General features: G+C 61.7%; 16 protein-coding genes and 1 riboswitch. Of the genes, 6 read left to right on the forward strand and 10 right to left on the reverse strand.

Going from position 1 to position 20,480, the window contains the following annotated elements:
- Positions 1–7 precede the first annotated feature (7 nt).
- A complete protein-coding gene (gene gcvT, locus BC360_RS08605; RefSeq protein ID WP_065794916.1) occupies positions 8–1,147 on the reverse strand; it encodes a glycine cleavage system aminomethyltransferase GcvT in 1,140 nt (379 codons plus the stop codon).
- Between the two features lie 142 nt (positions 1,148–1,289).
- A riboswitch (glycine riboswitch) is annotated at positions 1,290–1,377 on the reverse strand.
- A gap of 161 nt (positions 1,378–1,538) precedes the next feature.
- Here gcvT and BC360_RS08610 point away from each other — a divergent pair.
- Both BC360_RS08610 and BC360_RS08615 read left to right on the forward strand, forming a co-directional pair.
- On the forward strand, positions 1,539–1,928 hold the full coding sequence (locus tag BC360_RS08610; protein ID WP_065794917.1) for a hypothetical protein: 390 nt from the start codon (positions 1,539–1,541) through the stop codon (positions 1,926–1,928).
- A 94-nt stretch (positions 1,929–2,022) separates the two neighbouring features.
- Positions 2,023–3,009 (forward strand): DUF1775 domain-containing protein, encoded by a 987-nt coding sequence (locus tag BC360_RS08615; RefSeq protein WP_065794918.1) that lies wholly within the window; start codon positions 2,023–2,025, stop codon positions 3,007–3,009.
- Between the two features lie 28 nt (positions 3,010–3,037).
- Here the strand turns inward: BC360_RS08615 and BC360_RS08620 are convergent, their stop codons facing one another.
- From BC360_RS08620 to BC360_RS08630, 3 genes are all read right to left on the reverse strand, one after another.
- Positions 3,038–3,397 (reverse strand): hypothetical protein, encoded by a 360-nt coding sequence (locus tag BC360_RS08620; RefSeq protein ID WP_065794919.1) that lies wholly within the window; start codon positions 3,395–3,397, stop codon positions 3,038–3,040.
- A 249-nt stretch (positions 3,398–3,646) separates the two neighbouring features.
- Positions 3,647–3,961: a chaperone modulator CbpM gene (locus BC360_RS08625; RefSeq protein WP_065794920.1), complete on the reverse strand. Its 315-nt coding sequence runs from the start codon at positions 3,959–3,961 to the stop codon at positions 3,647–3,649.
- A complete protein-coding gene (locus tag BC360_RS08630; protein ID WP_065780268.1) occupies positions 3,958–4,878 on the reverse strand; it encodes a DnaJ C-terminal domain-containing protein in 921 nt (306 codons plus the stop codon). The genes BC360_RS08625 and BC360_RS08630 overlap by 4 nt, the downstream gene beginning before the upstream one ends.
- A gap of 253 nt (positions 4,879–5,131) precedes the next feature.
- Here BC360_RS08630 and BC360_RS08635 point away from each other — a divergent pair, with 253 nt between their 5' ends.
- Both BC360_RS08635 and BC360_RS32110 read left to right on the forward strand, forming a co-directional pair.
- Positions 5,132–5,374 (forward strand): hypothetical protein, encoded by a 243-nt coding sequence (locus BC360_RS08635; RefSeq protein ID WP_065780270.1) that lies wholly within the window; start codon positions 5,132–5,134, stop codon positions 5,372–5,374.
- A 335-nt stretch (positions 5,375–5,709) separates the two neighbouring features.
- Entirely contained in the window at positions 5,710–5,862 is a 153-nt protein-coding gene (locus tag BC360_RS32110) for a hypothetical protein (RefSeq protein ID WP_161491367.1), read from the forward strand.
- Between the two features lie 148 nt (positions 5,863–6,010).
- Here BC360_RS32110 and BC360_RS08640 read toward each other — a convergent pair whose 3' ends face one another.
- The 5 genes from BC360_RS08640 to uvrA form a co-directional block, all read right to left on the reverse strand.
- Positions 6,011–6,445: a GNAT family N-acetyltransferase gene (locus tag BC360_RS08640; protein ID WP_065780272.1), complete on the reverse strand. Its 435-nt coding sequence runs from the start codon at positions 6,443–6,445 to the stop codon at positions 6,011–6,013.
- Between the two features lie 178 nt (positions 6,446–6,623).
- Positions 6,624–10,430, reverse strand: coding sequence for a vitamin B12-dependent ribonucleotide reductase (locus tag BC360_RS08645; protein WP_065794921.1), 3,807 nt, complete (start codon positions 10,428–10,430; stop codon positions 6,624–6,626).
- A gap of 685 nt (positions 10,431–11,115) precedes the next feature.
- The gene (locus tag BC360_RS08650; RefSeq protein WP_065780276.1) at positions 11,116–11,919 is read right to left on the reverse strand and encodes a DUF72 domain-containing protein; all 804 of its coding nucleotides are present in this window, start codon (positions 11,917–11,919) and stop codon (positions 11,116–11,118) included.
- An 89-nt stretch (positions 11,920–12,008) separates the two neighbouring features.
- The gene (locus BC360_RS08655) at positions 12,009–12,410 is read right to left on the reverse strand and encodes a GNAT family N-acetyltransferase (protein WP_413813731.1); all 402 of its coding nucleotides are present in this window, start codon (positions 12,408–12,410) and stop codon (positions 12,009–12,011) included.
- A 62-nt stretch (positions 12,411–12,472) separates the two neighbouring features.
- On the reverse strand, positions 12,473–15,394 hold the full coding sequence (gene uvrA, locus BC360_RS08660) for an excinuclease ABC subunit UvrA (protein ID WP_065794922.1): 2,922 nt from the start codon (positions 15,392–15,394) through the stop codon (positions 12,473–12,475).
- Positions 15,395–15,674: 280 nt separating this feature from the next.
- Between uvrA and BC360_RS08665 the strand changes: the two genes are divergently transcribed.
- Complete coding sequence (locus BC360_RS08665) at positions 15,675–16,220, forward strand: single-stranded DNA-binding protein (protein ID WP_065780279.1); 546 nt, start codon at positions 15,675–15,677, stop codon at positions 16,218–16,220.
- 377 nt (positions 16,221–16,597) lie between these two features.
- On the opposite strand, the gene BC360_RS08670 is transcribed toward BC360_RS08665, so the two are convergent.
- A complete protein-coding gene (locus BC360_RS08670) occupies positions 16,598–17,227 on the reverse strand; it encodes a MarC family protein (protein ID WP_053247458.1) in 630 nt (209 codons plus the stop codon).
- A 317-nt stretch (positions 17,228–17,544) separates the two neighbouring features.
- On the opposite strand from BC360_RS08670, the gene gyrA reads away from it, so the two are divergent.
- A complete protein-coding gene (gene gyrA / locus BC360_RS08675) occupies positions 17,545–20,322 on the forward strand; it encodes a DNA gyrase subunit A (RefSeq protein ID WP_065794923.1) in 2,778 nt (925 codons plus the stop codon).
- The last annotated feature ends 158 nt before the right edge of the window (positions 20,323–20,480 follow it).

The raw sequence follows: 20,480 nt of genomic DNA on the forward strand, positions 1-20,480 counted from the left end.
CTCCTGATCAGCGTTTGTAGGTTTGTTTGACAAAGGGCAGGGCGGCGACGACGACCGGCAGATATTTGCCGCGCACCTCCGCATAAACCGTCGTGCCGTTGTCGGTATGGGTGGCGTCGACATAGCCCATGGCAACCGGGCCATCGACGGTGGGGCCGAAGCCGCCTGATGTAACCTTGCCGACGAGCGTCTTGCCCTCGGTGTCGGCAAAAAGATTGGCGCCGCCGCGCACCGGCGCGCGGCCCTCGGGCTTCAGGCCGACGCGGCGGCGAGATGCGCCTTCTGCGAACTGGCCAAGAATGCGATCGGCGCCGGGAAAGCCGCCCTCGCGGGCACCACCGGCACGCCGGCTCTTCTGCATCGCCCATTCGATGGCGCCTTCGACCGGCGTGGTCGTGGTATCGATATCATTGCCGTAGAGACAAAGGCCCGCTTCGAGACGCAGCGAATCGCGCGCGCCGAGGCCGATCGGCTTGACATCAGGATGTTCGAGCAGCCGCTGGGTGACGTCGGTGGCCGATACCGAGGGAATGGAAATCTCGAAACCGTCTTCGCCGGTGTAGCCGGAGCGGGAAATGATGCAGGTAACATCGTGCAGATCGGCTTCGGCGACATCCATGAAGCGCATGGCCGAGACGTCAGCCCACAATTCGCCAAGAACTGCCTCGGCGTGCGGTCCCTGCAACGCGATAAGCGCGCGATCGTCCAGCATCGTGACTTCGCATGTGTCGGCGAGGCCCTTCTTCAAATGCTCGAAATCGGCATCCTTGCAGGCGGCGTTGACGACCAGGAAGAAGTGGTCGCCGCGGTTGGCGATCATCAGGTCGTCAAGAATGCCGCCTTCGGTATTGGTGAAGATCGCATAACGCTGCCGGCCCTCGGCAAGGCCGAGCACATCGACCGGCACCAGCTTTTCCAGCGCCAGGGCTGCGTCCTCGATCTTGCCGGACTTCGGCCGGACGATGACCTGGCCCATGTGCGAGACGTCGAAGAGGCCTGCCGCGGTGCGCGTATGCAGGTGCTCCTTCATCACGCCGTCGGGGTATTGGACCGGCATGCTGTAGCCGGCAAAGGGCACCATGCGGGCACCCAGCGACAGATGCAGCGCATGCAGCGGCGTATGTTTCAAATGGGAAATATCTTCCAACTCCGGCCTCCAGGTCTGGCGCACGCGCGCCGGCTCACACTTCCGGCGTCAGACGCCGTCAAATTCGAGCCCCCTCTGTCCCTTTGCCTGAGATTGTTATCCCTTCGGCGAGCGCAAAAACGCTTCTCTCCAGAGTCCTACCGGCACCTTGCTGGTCCTTTGGCCTGAGAGTTTCCGGGGCGGTTGCTCCTTCGGCACCGGAGCGAACCGGTTTCTCCCAACAAGATCGCCTCCAAATAACGGCGAACCCGTGAACTTGGCAAGAGGGCGGTGTCGCGGTCAAACACATTTTTGTCGCAGCGATTTTCGGTCGCGGGAAACGGGTGCGTCAATTCTGCCTTTGCATTCTCCTCCGCTTGAGGATAACTCAGGATCGATACCGGGGACGACAATGACTAGGTGCGAAGGACATTTGCGGATCGCTGTGCGGATCGTCGCCGCCTTCGCGCTCGTCTTCCTGTCCTTCGCCCATAAGCCGGCGATGGCGAAAAGCCTGACGCCCGCGGAGATCGCAGCCTACCAGCTCCCCGACGGAACCATCGCCGATATCTGCTTCGGCATGGACGGCATCGACCACGATAGCGGCAAGTCGCCATCAATGGCGCCAGTCTGCGAGGCCTGCCGGCTCGCGGGCGCTGCCCTGCTACCGACGCCGCCGCAGCAAAGCGAACGCGCAGAAACCGGCAGCTGGCGCACCAATCTGCACCGCGCGCAAGGCGAAATCACCGTCCGGCACCTGCGCCTTCTGCCGCCGCCGCGCGGACCTCCTCACCAGTCGTAACGCTTCCACCGCATTCAATTTCAATGCGCCGCGATGGCGGCATCGACCACGACAGCACCGGGCTCCCACCGGCATGTGGTCAGGAGTGTACGACATGAACACGACCAGACTGACTGTGCTTTCCCTCGGCCTTACGCTTGCGACCGCAAGCATCGCCCACGCACATGCGACGTTCGAAACCGACAGCGCGCAATCTGAAACGAGCTTCAAGGCGGTGCTGCAGGTGCCGCATGGGTGCGACGGCAAGGCAACGACCGAAGTGCAGATGAAGCTGCCCGAAGGCTTCGTCTTTGCCAAGCCACAGCCAAAGCCCGGCTGGGAGCTGGAAATCATCAAGGGCGATTACCAGAAGACCTATGACAATCACGGTGACAAGGTCTCGTCCGGCCCGATCGAGATCCGCTGGAAAGGCGGCAATCTGCCCGAGGAGTTCTTCGACACCTTCGTCGTCAAGGGTAAGATCTCAGGCTTCGACAAGGAAACCGTACTTGCCTTCCCGACCACCCAGCTGTGCGGTACCGACGGTAAGGTGGTTTGGGACGAGGTGGCCGCCGAAGGCCAGAGCGCACATGACCTGAAGAGCCCGGCGCCCACCGTGACGGTGACGCTGGCGGCCGGTGGCGACGAGCATGCCGGCCACGGAGGGCATATGGCTGCGGACGGTCCGGTAAAGGTTGGCGACCTCGAAATTTCCGGCGGCGCGGCCAAGGCGATGCTGCCGGGGGCCAAGGTTGGCGGCGGCTTCCTGACGATCAAGAACGGCGGCAGCGTTGACGATCGGCTCGTTGCAGTCGAGAGCGCGGTCGCAGGTCGCGTCGAGATCCACGAAATGGCGATGGCGAACGACGTGATGAAGATGCGCAAGCTCGATGACGGCGTTGCCATCCCGGCCGGGGAGACCGTCAAGCTCAAGGCCGGCGGCCTGCATCTGATGTTCATGCAGGTGTCGAAGCCGTTTGCCGAGGGCGAAACGGTGCCGGTTACGCTCGTCTTCGAGAAGGCCGGTAAGGTCGATGCCACGCTTGCCGTGGGTACGGCGAGCGGTGGCGCTACGGCCGCGGGCGGTCAAAAGCACCACTGACGAATCTGATGTGACGCGCGGCTCTGTGTTAGGCGGCGGCGCCGTTCTCATCTTCCTGGCCGGCGGGACCTTCCTGCCGGCCCTTGTGTTCGCGCTCTTCGGGCATGTCCTCGTCGTCGCGCATGTATTCGAGATAGTGGCGCAAGGTTTCCGCCTCGGTCTGCTGGGGCAGCCGGCCGTCGGCGCTGATCAGCATCAACGACAGGGGCAGGGCGCCCTTCATCTTGGGAACGGATGCGGGGGTGATCGTGGGCTCGCTGGAACGATGGGTCGAAAGCAGGGTGATCGCCTCGTCGGCCGAGCCATCACCGGACACGCGCGCTTTCGGCTTGACGGCTTCTGCCGCATAGGCCGCTGTGGTCGCGGATACCGTAACGACCTGTACCACGTTCTTCGCCTGCCTTCCCCGGTTATCAATCCTTTCCCTTTTGCGCGATTTCGCTTGAAGCCAGGTGAAAATAGGCGGTCGCCTTTTAGTCGAATCCTAACGATTGCCTCGATGGAGCCTGAGCAGGGCCTCCGCGGGCCGGCGCCGGTGGAAAGTAAGTCGCACGCGGGCGCGGCCTCAGGACTTCGTCAACACCTTGCTCGTTGCCCAAACCGTTGGTCTTGTCGCGATGCCGGCGATCGCGGTTGATTATTCGTCTTCGACCCGAGACAGTATCAGCCTCTGAATGTCCGGATCCTGGCTGCGGATTGCCGTCATCAACGCGCCCAACCGGCCGCGAAGGCCATGGACCTGATCGAGCAAGTGCATGGCGACGTCGACGCCGTCGTCGTTGACGCCCATGGGGCCGGTCAGGTCCTGGATGAGCCGGGCACGGGCGAGATCATCGTTTTCGAAGTGCCAGCCGCTCTCGGCCCGGCGCGGCACAAGCCAGCGCTGCTCGACCCAGACCTTGAGCACCGTGACCTCGATTTGGAGGTGTTCGCAAAACTCGCTGTCGTTCATGCGTTGCCTCCCAGGTTCTTGCGCGGATTCTCCGCTTTTCCGGCCGCCCAGCCCTCGACGAAGGCGGCGAGCGCCGGATCTGCCTGCGGCGAAAGCGTGATCTTCAACGTCACATAGGCATCGCCATGGCCGCCACCCGGCTTGCGCAGGCCTTTGCCCTTCAGCCGCAAGACCTTGCCGGTGTTGGAGTTCGGCGGGATCGTGACATTGACGGCGCCGTCCATGGTCGGAACCCGGATCTTGCCGCCAAGCACCGCTTCGCTCAGCGAAATCGGAATGTCATAGCGCACATCCTCGCCATCCAGCTGGAACAGCGAATGCGGCCGCACGCGAATGTCGATCAGCGCGTCACCGGCGGCCGCGCCGTTGAGACCGGGCTCACCCTTGCCGCGCAGACGCAGCGTCTGGCCGTCGCGCGTACCCGGTGGGATCGTCAGATCAAGGGCCGGCCCGCCACCCGGCAGGCTGATCTGTTTCTTGGCGCCATTGACCGCCTCGAGCAGATCGATCTCCATCGAGAAATGTGCATCGCGCCCGCGCATGGATTGTTGGCCCCGACCACGACGAGAAAAGAAGCTGGAGAAGATATCGTCCGCATCGCCGAAATCGGAGAAGCCGTGGGCGCTTTCGTAGCGCCCGGCCGTGTCGCCGGCTCCGGCATAATCGCGGTAGAAGTTTCTCGGTGCCGTTTCCGCGCCGGTCTCGTCGATTTCGCCGCGATCGTACTTGCCGCGCTTCTCCTCGTCGCTCAGCAGCGCGTAGGCGGCCGATACCGCCTTGAAACGATCCTCGGCTCCCTTGTCTCCGGGATTGAGATCGGGATGAAGTTTCTTGGCGAGCTTGCGGTAGGCGCTCTGAATATCTTTTTGCCTGGCGTCCCGGTTGACGCCCAGGGTTTCGTAAGGACTGCTCGGCATGCGGTCTCCCTCAGACTGAAGCGATCGACAGTGAATCAGGTTGTGCGGTACAGCTCACATGTCCCAATCCAATTGGGTGATCGGTCGCTTGACGACAAGCATAGGGCAGCGGCGTGGAAACGACAGGGAGAAAACGAACGGCGGCCGATTTGTGCTCTTATTTCGCGAGTAAACCGTTTCTGCTACAATCCGGACTCTGGAACCATTCGCAAAAGGCAGCGTTCCCATTGGGTGGTTCTCGAGGGAGGCCAGCATGTCCGTACGCCTGCAGCTTGCCATCATGGTTGGACTGATGATCAACGCCGTGCTCTTCGGCATCGGTGCAGTCATCGTTCTCTCCATTCCGGTGCTGGCCGACAACGCCAAGTACTTCCTACCGGTCGTCGTGGTGACGTGTTTCATCCTCACGCCCTTCATCGCGTGGGTCATGGCGCCGCGCCTCCGGCTGCGTTACTGGCGAGAGCGCGAGCATTCGGGCAAACATCTGTCGACGTGAGATTTCGTTTCGGTTTTCCCTGGGCAGGCGGCTTGAGGCAAGTTTCTGAGAGCTAGGCACCTCGGCGCCCGCCGTTGTCTGCCTGGTTCACCCTTCTGGCAGTAAGAGCGCTGGCGCGTTCAAAGCCAGGGCCATGACCAGAACGACGGCCTGGCCTGAAGCAGGCGCGTTTGCCGCACTCAAGTTACACGCAGGCATTGAACACATCACAGGCAAGCACAAATTAGCCTTAAACAATCAATGTCCTTGATACTCACCGCGCCGAGTATCATAGAATTGTCGGGTCAAATCGTCATGCGTCGCTTCGGCGGTAGCGCACGGCCGAAGATCAAACGATGCTGAAGGAGCAAAAGCCTATGAAAACCGCGATGTTGCTACTCGTTCTCTCCACCTTGGCTGCCTGTGCGCAAACCACGGGTGGTGGTTATGGTGTGAATTATGTTGGCGGCGACGGCGACTATTACCAGGGCATCGTCTCACCGAAATAATCCGGTGAGGGCAGACTGGAATCCCATGGAAATGGGCATTTCGCCAAAACGGCTTCGGTTGCGCGGGTGCGATCTCCCACGCTCCGATCAACCGAAGCAATGGTCGCGTCAAGGCCAGCGACGCGAACGCGTCTGCCTTTGAAGTCAGCTAACTCTCAAACCGCTTCTTCAGGAAATAACGCGGGATAGCACCGGACCCGCCCTCCAGCTGGCCGAACACCTCGAATCCCCGCTTTTCGTAAAACGGCCGTGCCTGGAATTCGAAAGTATCGAGCCAAAGGCCGATGTAACCGCGATCGCGCGCAATCTTCTCCGCTTCGGCGATCAATCGCTGCCCCAGGCCTTGGCCGCGGAAACTTTCCGGCACCGCGAGATAGCGGATGAAACCCCAGCCATAGCCATCTGTCGCATAAAGCCCGCCGATTGCCGCCTTCGTTTCGGGATCGCGAATGAGGACGGCGAAGCCAGGCTGGTCGACCATACCGCTGTGCGCATCGTTATAGGCATCAAGCGTCGCGACGATCGTGCGTAGATCGTCCTTGCTCGGATCTTCAAGGATGATGTCGATGTTGGGGACAGTCATTTGGGATGAACTCGCGTTCGACAAGTGAAACAGCTTTGGGAGCCTGCACCATGCACATCGTTCGGACACACGGCTCGAGCATCAGTGCAATCTTAGGTTCCCTGTTTGTTCCAAGTTGCAAGCCAGCCCGAAGTTTCCTCCGGGCTGGCCTTTATTCTTCAAGAGATTCCAGCAGATATCAGCTGCAGCCGCTGGTGGCGCCGCAGGTGTCGCACTTCTCGCAAGTGCCGTTGCGCACCATGGTGAAGTTCTGGCACTCGGAGCACATGTTGCCGGTATAGCCCTGCATGATCGAGCGGGCGCGGCGTTCGGCTTCGAGCTTCTTGGCGTCCGACTTGGCCGATGCCGCTTCGGCGGCCGCCTTGTCGGAGAACAGGGCCGTCACTTCCGTTACCGTCTCGCTGACCGTTTCCTCGGCGATTTCCTCGGCGAGTTCCGCCGCGCGCTCTTCGTAGTCGCGCTTGAAGGCGACGATTTCAGAGGTTGCGATCGCTGTCGTCTGCTCGATCTTGCGGACCGTGTTGCCGGCAATCGAGGTTACCGTTGCACTGGAGGAGGCACGGGCAGGGGCAGCGGTCGACGAACCCTTCGGCTCACCGGCGCGATCGGCCGTGCCGCCGACGATGGAGGGCTTGTAGCCGCGGGTCCAGCCGGTGGAGATCAGGTTGGTCTTGCCTTCCTGGATCCCTTTGCCGAGCGCCGTGTTGCTGAAGTCGGACGTGTCGACATGGGCCAGATCGTGACGGCCGAGGTAAGACACGGCCAGTTCGCGGAAGACGTAGTCGAGGATCGACGTCGCGTTCTTGATCGCGTCGTTGCCCTGGACCATGCCGGCCGGCTCGAACTTGGTGAAGGTGAAGGCCTCCACATATTCTTCCAGCGGCACGCCGTATTGCAGGCCGAGCGAGATGGCGATCGCGAAGTTGTTCATCATCGCCCGGAAGGCGGCACCTTCCTTGTGCATGTCGATGAAGATCTCGCCGAGGCGGCCATCGCCGAATTCGCCGGTGCGCAGGTAGACCTTGTGGCCACCGACAACCGCCTTCTGGGTGTAACCCTGGCGGCGGTTCGGCAGCTTTTCGCGGGCGCGGATCACCTTCTCGATGACGCGCTCGACGATCTTCTCCGTGATGGTGACGGCCTGGGCAGCGGCCGGCGCCTGGATCAGATCCTCCAGCGCATCCTCGTCGTTCTCGTCTTCGATCAACGAGGCATTCAGCGGCTGCGACAGCTTGGAACCATCGCGATAAAGCGCGTTGGCCTTCAGCGCCAGCTTCCAGGAGAGCATGTAGGCGTTCTTGCAATCCTCGACGGTCGCCTCGTTCGGCATGTTGATCGTCTTGGAGATGGCGCCCGAGATGAACGGCTGGGCGGCAGCCATCATGCGGATGTGGCTTTCGACCGAGAGGTAACGCTTGCCGATCTTGCCGCACGGGTTGGCGCAATCGAAGACGGGCAGGTGTTCGTTCTTGAGGAACGGCGCGCCTTCAAGCGTCATCGCGCCGCAAACGTGGATGTTGGCCGCTTCGATATCCTTCTTCGAGAAGCCCATGTGCTCCAGGAGGTTGAAGTCCATCTGCGCGAGCTGCTCGTCGGTGACCTTCAGCGCACCCTTGAGGAAGTCCGCGCCGAGCGTCCACTGGTTGAAGACGAACTTGATGTCGAAGGCCGACTTCAGGGCAGCGTTGACGGCCTCGACCTTCTCGTCGGTGAAGCCCTTGGCCTTCAGCGTCGAGGGGTTGATCGCAGGCGCCTGGTTGAGGTTGCCATGGCCGACGGCATAGGCTTCCATCTCGGCAAGCTGGCTCTCGGTGTAGCCGAGCGAACGCAGAGCTTCCGGAACGGCGCGGTTGATGATCTTGAAGTAACCGCCACCGGCGAGCTTCTTGAACTTGACCAGCGCGAAATCGGGCTCGATGCCGGTCGTGTCGCAGTCCATGACAAGGCCGATCGTGCCGGTCGGCGCGATGACGGTTGCCTGGGCGTTGCGGTAGCCGTGCTTCTCGCCGAGCTCCAGCGCCTTGTCCCAGGCGCTCATGGCGTGGATGACGAGGTCCTGGTCCGGATTTTCGCCATGGATGAGGGCGACCGGGTTGACCGAGAGGCCTTCATAGCCCGTCGTCTCGCCATAAGCGGCGCGGCGATGGTTGCGGATGACGCGCAGCATGTTGTCGCGGTTCGGCGCAAAGCCCGGGAACGGACCGAGCTTGGCCGCCATTTCCGCCGAAGTGGCATACGAAACGCCGGTCATGATCGCCGTCAGCGCGCCGGCAATGGCGCGGCCTTCGGTCGAGTCATAGGGAATGCCGGAGGACATCAGCAGGCCGCCGATATTGGCATAGCCGAGGCCGAGCGTGCGGTATTCGTAGGACAGTTCGGCAATCTCGCGGGACGGGAACTGCGCCATCATCACGGAGACTTCGAGGACCACGGTCCACAGACGCACGGCGTGCTCGTAGTCGGCGATGTTGATGCGCTTCGTCGCCGCGTCCTTGAACATCATCAGGTTCAGCGAGGCGAGGTTGCAGGCGGTGTCGTCGAGGAACATGTATTCCGAGCACGGGTTCGACGCACGGATCGGGCCGGCGGCGGGGCTGGTGTGCCAGTCGTTCATCGTCGTGTTGAAGTGCAGGCCCGGATCGGCCGACGCCCAGGCAGCGTAAGAGATCGACTCCCAGAGGTCGCGCGCCTTCAGCGTCTTCATCACGCGGCCGTCCTTGCGGGCGGTCAGGTGCCAGTCGCCATCGGCTTCGACGGCGCGCAGGAAGTCGTCCTTGATCGAGACGGAGTTGTTGGAATTCTGGCCCGAAACCGTGAGATAGGCTTCTGAGTCCCAGTCGGTGTCGTAGGTCTTGAACTCGAGGTCCTTGTAACCCTGCTTGGCGAACTGGATGACCCGCTGGACGTAGTTCTCAGGAACCAGCGCCTGCTTTGCAGCGCGGATCTCGCGCTTGAGCGCCGGGTTCTGCTTGGGGTCGTAGCAGGCGGCGTCGGTGCCGTCGCAATTGACGCAGGCCTTCATGATCGCCTTCAAATGCTTGGCGACGACCTTCGAGCCGGTGACGAGCGCTGCAACCTTCTGCTCCTCCTTCACCTTCCAGTTGATGTATTCCTCGATATCCGGGTGGTCGATATCGACGACGACCATCTTGGCGGCGCGACGGGTGGTGCCACCGGACTTGATGGCACCGGCTGCGCGGTCGCCGATCTTCAGGAAGGACATCAGGCCCGACGACTTGCCGCCGCCCGAAAGCTTTTCGCCTTCGCTGCGCAGATGCGAGAAGTTGGAGCCGGTGCCGGAGCCGTACTTGAACAGGCGTGCCTCACGCACCCAAAGGTCCATGATGCCGCCCTCGTTGACGAGGTCGTCGGCAACCGACTGGATGAAGCAGGCATGCGGCTGCGGGTGTTCGTAGGCAGACTTGGACTTCGTCAGCTTGCCGGTGAAGGGATCGACATAGAAGTGGCCCTGGCCGGGGCCGTCGATGCCATAGGCCCAATGCAGGCCTGTGTTGAACCATTGCGGGGAGTTTGGCGCGACGCGCTGGGTGGCGAGCATATAGGCAAGTTCGTCGCGGAAGGCGGAGGCGTCTTCTTCGCTGTCGAAGTAGCCGCCCTTCCAGCCCCAATAGGCCCAGGTGCCGGCCAGGCGATCGAAAACCTGACGGGCATCGGTTTCGGAACCGTACTGCTCATCCTTCGGCAGCGCCTTCAGCGCCTCCGTGTCGGGAACCGAGCGCCAGAGGAAGGAGGGGACATCGTTCTCCTCGACGCGCTTCAGCTTCGCAGGCACGCCGGCCTTGCGGAAATATTTCTGGGCGAGAATATCGGCGGCAACCTGACTGAACTGCGCCGGTACGTCGATATCGGCAAGACGGAAGACGATCGAGCCGTCCGGATTCTTGATTTCACTCGTAGCCTTGCGGAACTCTATCTCCGCATAGGCGGATTGCCCGGCTTTCGTGAAACGACGTTCGATCAGCATTGTCCCGTGTCCTTCGTGTTGCCATGCGCCCGCCACAGGCGCAGTTGTCCCCGCCCGGCCGCGGAGGCATTCCGCAGCCAGTCTCAGCTTCCGTCCTTGAAGGGAAACCCAGATTTGGGTGACCCTGTATCTTGTGAGGTAGGCTGGCTGCAAACACTAAATATAGTATCAACAACTTCCTTATGCCAGCCAAAAGTTGCTCAAGCAGGCCCGAAAATGCGCACAAAATCTCTCGCTGCGGCTCAAGCGGGGAACCCGCAATTACCGCCTGCCAGCACCGACGATTTGGTGAGATGAACCGGGCTCAAAACAATCCGGTCCGCCGCCGTCGCAACGTAAAATCCATTAACCGTGAATCGTCCCGGGGCGTCAAGGGGTGGTTTGTGACGGAAGTTTGAGCGCTAGATGTTGTGTGGATCGGCTGTGGAAAACGGGGACAGCGGCCAATGCCTTGAAAATCAGGCACTTCCGCAGGTTGTCTGTGACACTGCCGCAGCGGCAGGCGGAAAATGAAATTTTTGAAGGGTAAAAAAGCACATAAATGGCATCCGCAGGGGCAATCGCGATTGCGCCGCGACGACCGATGTGGGCGGCAGCGAACCTGATTCGTTCCAAGGTTCCTGAGGCCGCCCCACACGACCATTCAAAACATAGCGCGGGTGGTCTTCCGCGCCTCGCGTTACGGTCAGTCGACGCGTTTTTGCAGCTCGCGCGCGCCGTTCGGCGCATTCACCTTGCCTTCGGTGATGAAGAAGGCAAAGACATCGCGCGGCTCCTTCTTTGCCTTGCGATCGGGTGCGCTCTTGGCCAGCACATCCGGCTCTCCGCCGGCAGCAAAGGTTTTGGCGCGCTCCGCCCAGAGATCGAGCTGGTCGCTCGCATAGCAGGTTTTGATGTCGTCACTGCCCTTCTGCAGGCGCAGATAGACGAAATCGGCGGTGACATCGGCGATCATCGGATAGTCCGCATGTTCTGCGAGAACGACGGCCACCTTATATTTTTCAAGCAGGTCGACGAACTCGCGTACCTGGAACGTCGGATTGCGCACCTCGACGACGTGGCGCAGTGGCAGACCATCCTGCTTTTCCGGAAGGAGTTTGAGGAAGCCTTCGAAATCCTCCGGCTCGAACTTCTTCGTCGGCGCGAACTGCCACAGGATCGGCCCGAGATGGGGCCCGAGTTCCGTCAGCCCCTGCGTCAGGAATTTCTGCATGGATTCACCGGCATCGGCCAGAACCTTGCGATTAGTGACGAAGCGGCTGGCCTTCAGCGAAAAGATGAAACCATCCGGCACGTCGGCCGCCCACTTGGCGAAGGTTTCCGGCTTCTGCGACGAATAATAGGTGCCGTTGACCTCGATCGCCCGCAACTCCTTGCCGGCAAATTCAAGCTGTCGCTTCTTCGACAGGCGGTCGGGATAAAACGTGCCCTCCCAGGGCTCGAAGGTCCAACCGCCAATACCAACGCGGATCTTTCCGGATTGTGTCATCCCATCCTCCTCATGGCGGCAAATTCAAGCCGCATCTAGCTTTGTTCAACGGCCGTCGACGCTGCGGGCTTGGCCATATGCACCAGCGTCTACCCTGGCCGATAGGGGTTCGGGCGGCGACCCATTTCTTGAAAACCATAGGCACGGTAAAGTGCGATGCTTCGCTCCATCCGCGCATTGGTAGACAGCCGCACTTCCGCCACGCCCCGTTCGACCGCCTGCGCATCAAGGACTCGCAACAGTTCGATCCCAATTCCCTGGCCTTGGAAGGCGGGTGCAACCGCGATACTGAAGATCAAAAGGTGATCCGTATGCCGTTCGAAAACGGCAAGCGCGGAAATCGCGTCGCCATCGTCTCGGATCCAGACCTCTTCGCGCGCGATGCGAGCCTCGTAATCCTCGGCTACGGGCAAGGGCGGTCCACCGAGCAGGACCGTATAGGGCGCGTAGGCTGCAACGGTGACATCCTGCACGGCGGGCAGGTCGTTCATCGTCGCCGGTCGCATCATCGCGAGACCGGCGACAGCGCTGCTCCGCCCGTTGCCCGAGACGCTCACTCGGCCGCCTCGACCTTTCTCATCGGACGACGCTCCAGCAGCTCCTTCAGGAACTGACCGGTGTAGGAGCGCGGCTCCTTGACCACGTCCTCCGGCGTTCCCTTGGCGATGACTTCACCACCGCCATCGCCGCCTTCGGGACCGAAGTCGATGACCCAGTCGGCCGTCTTGATGACTTCGAGATTGTGCTCGATGACGACGACGGAATTGCCCTGGTTGACGAGTTCATGCAGAACTTCAAGAAGCTTTGCCACGTCGTGGAAATGCAAGCCGGTCGTCGGTTCGTCGAGAATATAAAGCGTGCGTCCGGTCGAGCGCTTCGACAGTTCCTTGGCGAGCTTGACGCGCTGGGCTTCGCCGCCCGACAGCGTGTTTGCCTGCTGGCCGACCTTGATATAGCCAAGCCCCACCTGGTTCAGCGTCACCAGCTTGTCGCGCACGGCAGGAACGGCAGCAAAGAACTCCACGCCTTCCTCGACCGTCATGTCGAGCACGTCGGCGATCGACTTGCCCTTGAAGTGCACGTCCAGCGTTTCGCGGTTGTAGCGCTTGCCGTGGCAGACGTCGCAGGTGACGTAGACATCCGGCAGGAAGTGCATCTCGATCTTGATGACGCCGTCGCCCTGGCAGGCTTCGCAGCGCCCGCCCTTGACGTTGAAAGAGAAGCGGCCGGGCTGGTAGCCGCGGGCCTTGGCTTCCGGCAGCCCGGCGAACCAGTCGCGGATCGGGGTGAAGGCGCCGGTATAGGTGGCCGGGTTGGAGCGCGGCGTGCGGCCAATCGGCGACTGGTCGATGTCGATCACCTTGTCGATGTGCTCGAAGCCGTCGATACGGTCATGCTCGGCCGGGTTTTCGCGGGCACCCATGATACGACGGGCGGCTGCCTTGTAGAGCGTCTCGATCAGGAACGTGGACTTGCCGCCACCCGACACGCCGGTAACGGCCGTGAAAATGCCAAGCGGAATGGACGCCGTGACATTCTTCAGGTTATTGGCCCGCGCACCGACGACGGCGATTTCCTTTTTCTTCTTCGGCTTGCGGCGCTCGCTCGGCACGGCAACCGACAACTCGCCGGAGAGATATTTTCCGGTCAGCGACTTCGGATTCGAGATGACGTCCGCGGGCGACCCTTGTGCGATAACCTCGCCGCCGTGGATGCCGGCCGCCGGGCCGATATCGACGACATAGTCGGCGGTCAGGATCGCGTCTTCGTCATGTTCGACGACGATGACGGTATTACCGATGTCGCGGAGGTGGCGCAGCGTATCGAGCAGGCGAGCGTTGTCGCGCTGATGCAGGCCAATCGACGGTTCGTCCAGCACGTAAAGCACGCCCGTCAGGCCGGAGCCGATCTGCGATGCCAGGCGAATGCGCTGGCTCTCGCCGCCCGACAGCGTGCCGGAGTTACGCGACAGGCTGAGATATTCGAGGCCAACGTCGTTGAGGAAGCGCAGGCGGTCGCGGATCTCCTTGAGGATGCGAACCGCTATTTCGTTCTGCTTGGTGTTGAGATGCGCCGGCAGAGCCTCGAACCAGTCACGGGCGATGCGGATCGACATCTCGGTGACCTGACCGATATGCAGCGTGTCGATCTTGACCGCGAGCGCTTCCGGTTTCAGGCGGAAGCCGGCGCAGGCCGGGCAGGGGGCTGCCGACATATAGCGCTCGATCTCCTCGCGCGCCCAGGCGCTGTCGGTTTCTTTCCAGCGGCGCTCGAGGTTGGGCACGATGCCCTCGAAATTCTTGGTGGTGTTGTAGGAGCGGGCACCATCTTCGTAGTGGAAGACGATCTTCTCCTCCGTGCCATGCAAGATGGCTTTCTGGGCGTCGGCAGACAGCTCGCTCCAGCGATTGCCGAGCTTGAAGCCGAAAACCTTGCCAAGCGCTTCCAGCGTCTGGTTGTAATAGGGCGACGATGATTTCGCCCAGGGCGCGATCGCGCCGTCGCGCAGCGTCCTGTTGTCTTCAGGCACGATCAGCGCTTCGTCGATCTTCTGCTGGCTGCCGAGACCATCGCAGGTCGGGCAGGCGCCGAAGGGATTGTTGAACGAGAACAGGCGCGGCTCGATCTCGGAAATCGTGAAGCCGGAGACCGGGCAGGCGAATTTTTCCGAAAACAGCACGCGCTCGTGGGTTTCGTTGAGCGATTTGTTGGCCGAGCCGCCGGCAGCCGTTTCTTCCGGCGGCAGCGGCTTGTCGGCAAATTCGGCGACGGCAAGACCATCGGCCAGCGTCAGGCAGGTTTCCAGGCTGTCGGCCAGGCGCGAGGCAAGATCGGGCCGCACGACGACACGGTCGACGACCACGTCGATGTCGTGCTTGTACTTCTTGTCGAGCGCCGGAACCTCGGCGATTTCGTAGAAGGTGCCGTCGACCTTGACGCGCTGAAAACCCTTCTTCATCAGTTCGGCGAGTTCCTTCTTGTACTCGCCCTTGCGACCGCGCACGAGCGGCGCAAGGATATAAAGGCGCGTTCCTTCGCCGAAGGCGAGAACCCGGTCGACCATCTGGCTGACCGTCTGGCTCTCGATCGGCAACCCGGTCGCCGGCGAATAGGGCACACCGACGCGCGCGAAAAGCAGACGCATGTAGTCGTAGATCTCGGTCACGGTTCCGACGGTCGAGCGCGGGTTGCGCGAGGTCGTCTTCTGCTCGATCGAAATCGCCGGCGACAGGCCGTCGATCTGGTCGACATCCGGCTTCTGCATCATCTCGAGGAATTGGCGCGCATAGGCCGACAGGCTCTCGACGTAGCGGCGCTGGCCTTCGGCATAGATCGTATCAAAGGCAAGCGACGACTTGCCGGAGCCTGAAAGCCCGGTCATCACGATCAGCTTGTTGCGCGGCAGATCGAGGTCGATGCCCTTGAGATTGTGCTCGCGCGCGCCACGAATGGAGATGGTCTTGAGTTCGCTCATCGGAAGCCAGCTTTTGCATGTCGGTTGAAAGCCCCCTATGTAATGACGCTAACGCCCATGTCGAGGCGCAATCGGCAAAACTGGTGGCCATTTCGATTCGGTTGACAGGATCATAGTGAAATATTAGAACAAAGAAAGAACAAACAACGCGCAAATCGACCAAATCTGTTGTGGATTATGTATGATGCGGGGCGTATCCGCAGCGGCGGACCGCTAAGATGCGCGTTCTTGAAATTCGAAAGCCGTGCCGGTGGCGCGGCAAAACCACGGGAAAAGCAATATGGCTGGTAGCGTCAACAAGGTAATCTTGGTCGGAAACGTCGGGGCGGACCCGGAAATCCGGCGCACGCAGGACGGCCGGCCGATCGCCAACCTGCGCATTGCCACATCGGAGACCTGGCGCGACCGCAACAGCGGCGAACGTCGCGAGAAAACCGAATGGCACACCGTCGTCGTCTTCAACGAAGGCCTGTGCAAGGTCGTCGAGCAATACGTCAAGAAGGGTGCCAAGCTCTATATCGAAGGTGCGCTGCAGACCCGCAAATGGCAGGACCAGACCGGCAACGACCGTTACTCGACGGAAGTCGTGCTGCAGGGCTTCAACTCGACGCTGACGATGCTTGACGGTCGCGGCGAGGGCGGTGGCTCCGGCGTCAGCCGTGGCGGTTCGAGTGACTTCGGTGGCGGCGGTGGTGGCTACGACGACTACGACCAGCAGCCGCGCCAGTCCTCCGGTGGCGGACGCTCCGGCGGCGGCCAGGGTGGTCAGGGCAGCCAGGGTGGGGGCAACTTCTCGCGCGACCTGGACGACGACATCCCGTTCTGAGCCACGCCTCAGCGATCTGCCGTCGCGGAAGCACTGTGGCGACCAGCCTCAGACGATGCGGGTCTTGGTTTGGCAATATCGTGACATTGAAGAAGGGCCGGGAAACCGGCCCTTAGGCCGTTGACGAACCTCGCCTCTGTGCAACACGCGGATCGCCAAAAGCTCCTCTCTTTGCGTCATGCTCGGGCTTGACCCGAGCATCCAGCGCCCCCTGGCCCTTGCGCCGTGGCGACAGGGTTGGATCCTCGGGTCAAGCCCGAGGATGACGGCAGAACGGTCGGACGGCGAAATCAGCTTTGTCATCAATCTCGGGCCGACATACGCCGGCCCTTCTTGCGTTCAAACGAAAGCCTCGGCCAGCCAACGTCGCAATGGCCTCAGATCGCCATTGCCGATTTCACGCCATCAACGACGAACTGAACCGCCAGTGCCGCCAAGATAACGCCGAGCAGGCGGGTGAGGATTGCCCGGCCGGTGACGCCGAGAAAGCGGTCGATGCGTTCGGCGATGACAAGGGCCAGGAAGAGGCTGACCATCGACAGCGCGATGACGATCAGCAGCTGCGTGCGCTCGACCGCGGTCGGGAACGAGCCGGCGAGCAGGATCGTCGCAGAGATCGCGCCCGGTCCGGCAATCAGCGGCAGGGCCAGCGGGAACACGGCGATATTGTGGATGTGGTCCTTGACGGTGGCGTTTTCGCCGGTCTTTTCCTTCCGCTCCTGACGCTTCTCGAAAATCATCTCAAACGAGATCCAGAACAACAGCAGGCCGCCGGCGATGCGGAAGGCGCCGATGGAGATGCCGAGCAGACCGAGAATGCCGTTGCCGAATACGGCGAAGGCGGCAAGGATGAAGAAGGCGATCAGCGAGCCGCGCGTCGCGACCTGAAACCGTTCCTGCCGGCTGAGGCCTACCGTGAGGCTCAGAAAGATCGGAGCAAGGCCCGGTGGATCGAGCGTCACGAGCAGCGTGGTGAGTGCGTTGACCAGCAGGTCGACATTGAACATCCGTTTCCCCTTCCGGATTGTCACCCCGAGTTTTCCCAGTGGCGGATCGGCATTGTTAGGCAAGCGGAGGGGGCTTGGGAAGGGGTCGGTGGCCAAAGCTTAAGCAATAGCTTAATGAGGATGTGACGGAACCTTCTCGCAGCCGTTCAGGCAGGGCAGCCGACTTTGTCGCCAGCACTTCCGATTTCCGCTGCAATGCCCTAGAAAGCCTGCTCCGACGGCAAAAGACTGTTCACAACCACGGGCCAAAATTGGCGCTTCCAGGCGCATTCGGCTATAAATATCCGACTGATTCTGAACAAAGATCGTGATCACAATTGACTGAGCAAAGCACTCCCGGCGGCGGAAAGACTCCGCCAGGCATCGAGCCGATTTCCATCATCGAGGAAATGCAGCGGTCCTATCTCGATTACGCCATGAGCGTCATCGTCAGCCGCGCGCTTCCAGATGTGCGTGACGGTCTGAAACCCGTTCATCGCCGCATCCTCTACGGGATGAGCGAACTCGGCATCGACTGGAACAAGAAGTACGTCAAATGCGCCCGTGTCACCGGCGACGTGATGGGTAAATACCACCCACACGGCAACTCGGCGATCTACGATGCGCTGGCGCGCATGGCCCAGGACTGGTCGCTGCGGCTGCCGCTGATCGACGGCCAAGGCAACTTCGGTTCCGTCGACGGCGACCCGCCGGCGGCAGAACGCTACACCGAATGCCGCCTGCAGAAGGCCGCGCACTCGCTGCTTGACGACCTCGACAAGGAAACGGTCGATTTCCGCGACAACTACGACGGCACGCTGAGCGAGCCGGTGGTGGTGCCCGCGAAGTTCCCGAACCTGCTCGTCAACGGCGCCGGCGGCATCGCGGTCGGCATGGCGACCAACATTCCGCCGCACAACCTCGTCGAAGTCATCAACGGCTGCGTGGCGCTGATCGACAATCCGGCGATCGAATTGCCGGAGCTGATGGAAATCATCCCAGGGCCTGACTTCCCGACCGGCGCGCTCATTCTCGGCCGCTCGGGCATCCGCTCGGCCTATGAGACCGGCCGCGGCTCGGTCATCATGCGCGGCCGTGCCCATATCGAGCCGATGCGCGGCGACCGCGAGCAGATCATCATCACCGAAATCCCCTATCAGGTGAACAAGGCGACAATGATCGAGAAGATGGCCGAACTGGTGCGCGACAAGCGCATCGAAGGCATCTCGGATCTGCGCGACGAGTCGGACCGTCAGGGCTATCGCGTCGTCGTCGAGCTCAAGCGCGACGCCAATGCCGACGTCATCCTGAACCAGCTTTACCGTTACACGCCGCTGCAGTCGTCCTTCGGCTGCAATATGGTGGCGCTCAACGGCGGCAAGCCGGAACAGATGACGCTGCTCGACATGCTGCGGGCCTTCGTCTCCTTCCGCGAGGAAGTCGTTAGCCGGAGAACGAAATACCTGCTGCGCAAGGCGCGTGACCGCGCCCACGTCCTGGTCGGCCTCGCCATCGCGGTTGCCAATATCGACGAAGTGATCAAGTTGATCCGGCATGCGCCCGATCCGCAGACCGCACGCGAACAGTTGATGGAGCGCCGCTGGCCGGCACATGACGTCGACAGCCTCATCCGGCTGATCGACGATCCGCGTCACCGGATCAACGAAGACAACACCTACAATCTGTCGGAAGAGCAGGCGCGCGCCATCCTCGACCTGCGTCTGCAGCGCCTGACCGCGCTCGGTCGCGACGAAATCGGCGACGAACTCAACAAGATCGGCGAGGAAATCAAGGATTACCTCGATATCCTGTCGTCGCGCCTTCGCATCATGACCATCGTCAAGGACGAACTCACCGCCGTTCGCGAGGAATTCGGCACGCCGCGTCGCAGCGAGATCGCCGAAGGCGGTCCCGACATGGACGACGAGGACCTGATCGCCCGCGAAGACATGGTCGTGACCGTCTCGCATCTCGGCTACATCAAGCGCGTGCCGTTGACGACCTATCGTGCGCAGCGTCGTGGCGGCAAGGGTCGCTCCGGCATGGCAACCAGGGACGAGGACTTCGTTACCCGGCTATTCGTTGCCAATACTCATACGCCGGTTCTGTTCTTCTCCTCGCGTGGCATCGTCTACAAGGAGAAGGTCTGGCGTCTGCCGATCGGCACGCCGCAGTCGCGCGGCAAGGCGCTGATCAACATGCTGCCGCTGGAACCCGGCGAACGCATCACGACGATCATGCCGCTGCCCGAGGACGAAACGACGTGGGAAAACCTCGACGTCATGTTCTCGACGACCCGTGGCACGGTTCGCCGCAACAAGCTGTCCGACTTCGTCCAGGTCAATCGCAACGGCAAGATCGCGATGAAGCTGGAGGAAGATGGCGACGAGATTCTCTCGGTCGACACCTGCACCGAACATGACGACGTCATGCTGACGACGGCGCTCGGCCAGTGCATCCGCTTCCCCGTCGACGACGTGCGCGTCTTTGCCGGCCGCAATTCGATCGGGGTGCGCGGCATCAACCTTGGCGATGGCGACCGGATCATCTCGATGGCCATCCTCGGCCATGTCGACGCCGAGCCATGGGAACGGGCAGCCTATCTGAAGCGCGCAGCCGCCGAGCGGCGCACGACGAACGGCGAAGAGGAAGAAATCGCTCTGGTCGGCGAGGAAGTCACCGAAGGCGGCGAACTCACCAACGAGCGCTACGAAGAACTGAAGGCGCGCGAACAGTTCGTGCTGACGGTTTCGGAAAAGGGCTTCGGCAAGCGTTCGTCCTCCTACGATTTCCGGACCTCGGGTCGCGGCGGCAAGGGCATCCGCGCCACCGATACCTCGAAGACGGCGGAAATCGGCGTGCTCGTCGCAGCCTTCCCGATCGAAGACAACGACCAGATCATGCTCGTCTCCGACGGCGGCCAGCTGATCCGCGTGCCGATCAATGGCGTCCGGCTCGCCAGCCGCGCCACCAAGGGCGTGACGATCTTCTCGACGGCCAAGGACGAAAAGGTCGTCTCGGTCGAGCGCATCAGTGAGCCGGAAGGCGACGAAGAGGGCGAGGACCTGGTGGCTGCGGAAAACGGCGCACCGGAAACGCCTGAGGCCGAAGCCTGATAGACCGCTCCAACCAACTGAAAAGCCCGCCGATCGGCGGGCTTCAGACCGCTGACAAACCCCTGGCACCGTCCAGGGGTTTATGATTCATTGGGACATGTTGAAGAAACCCGTTCCCGAACAGACGGCGCTCGAGATGGTGACGCTCGACAGTCTGG

It is taken from the genome of Ensifer sp. LC163, assembly GCF_001695855.1.
GTDB lineage: Bacteria > Pseudomonadota > Alphaproteobacteria > Rhizobiales > Rhizobiaceae > Ensifer.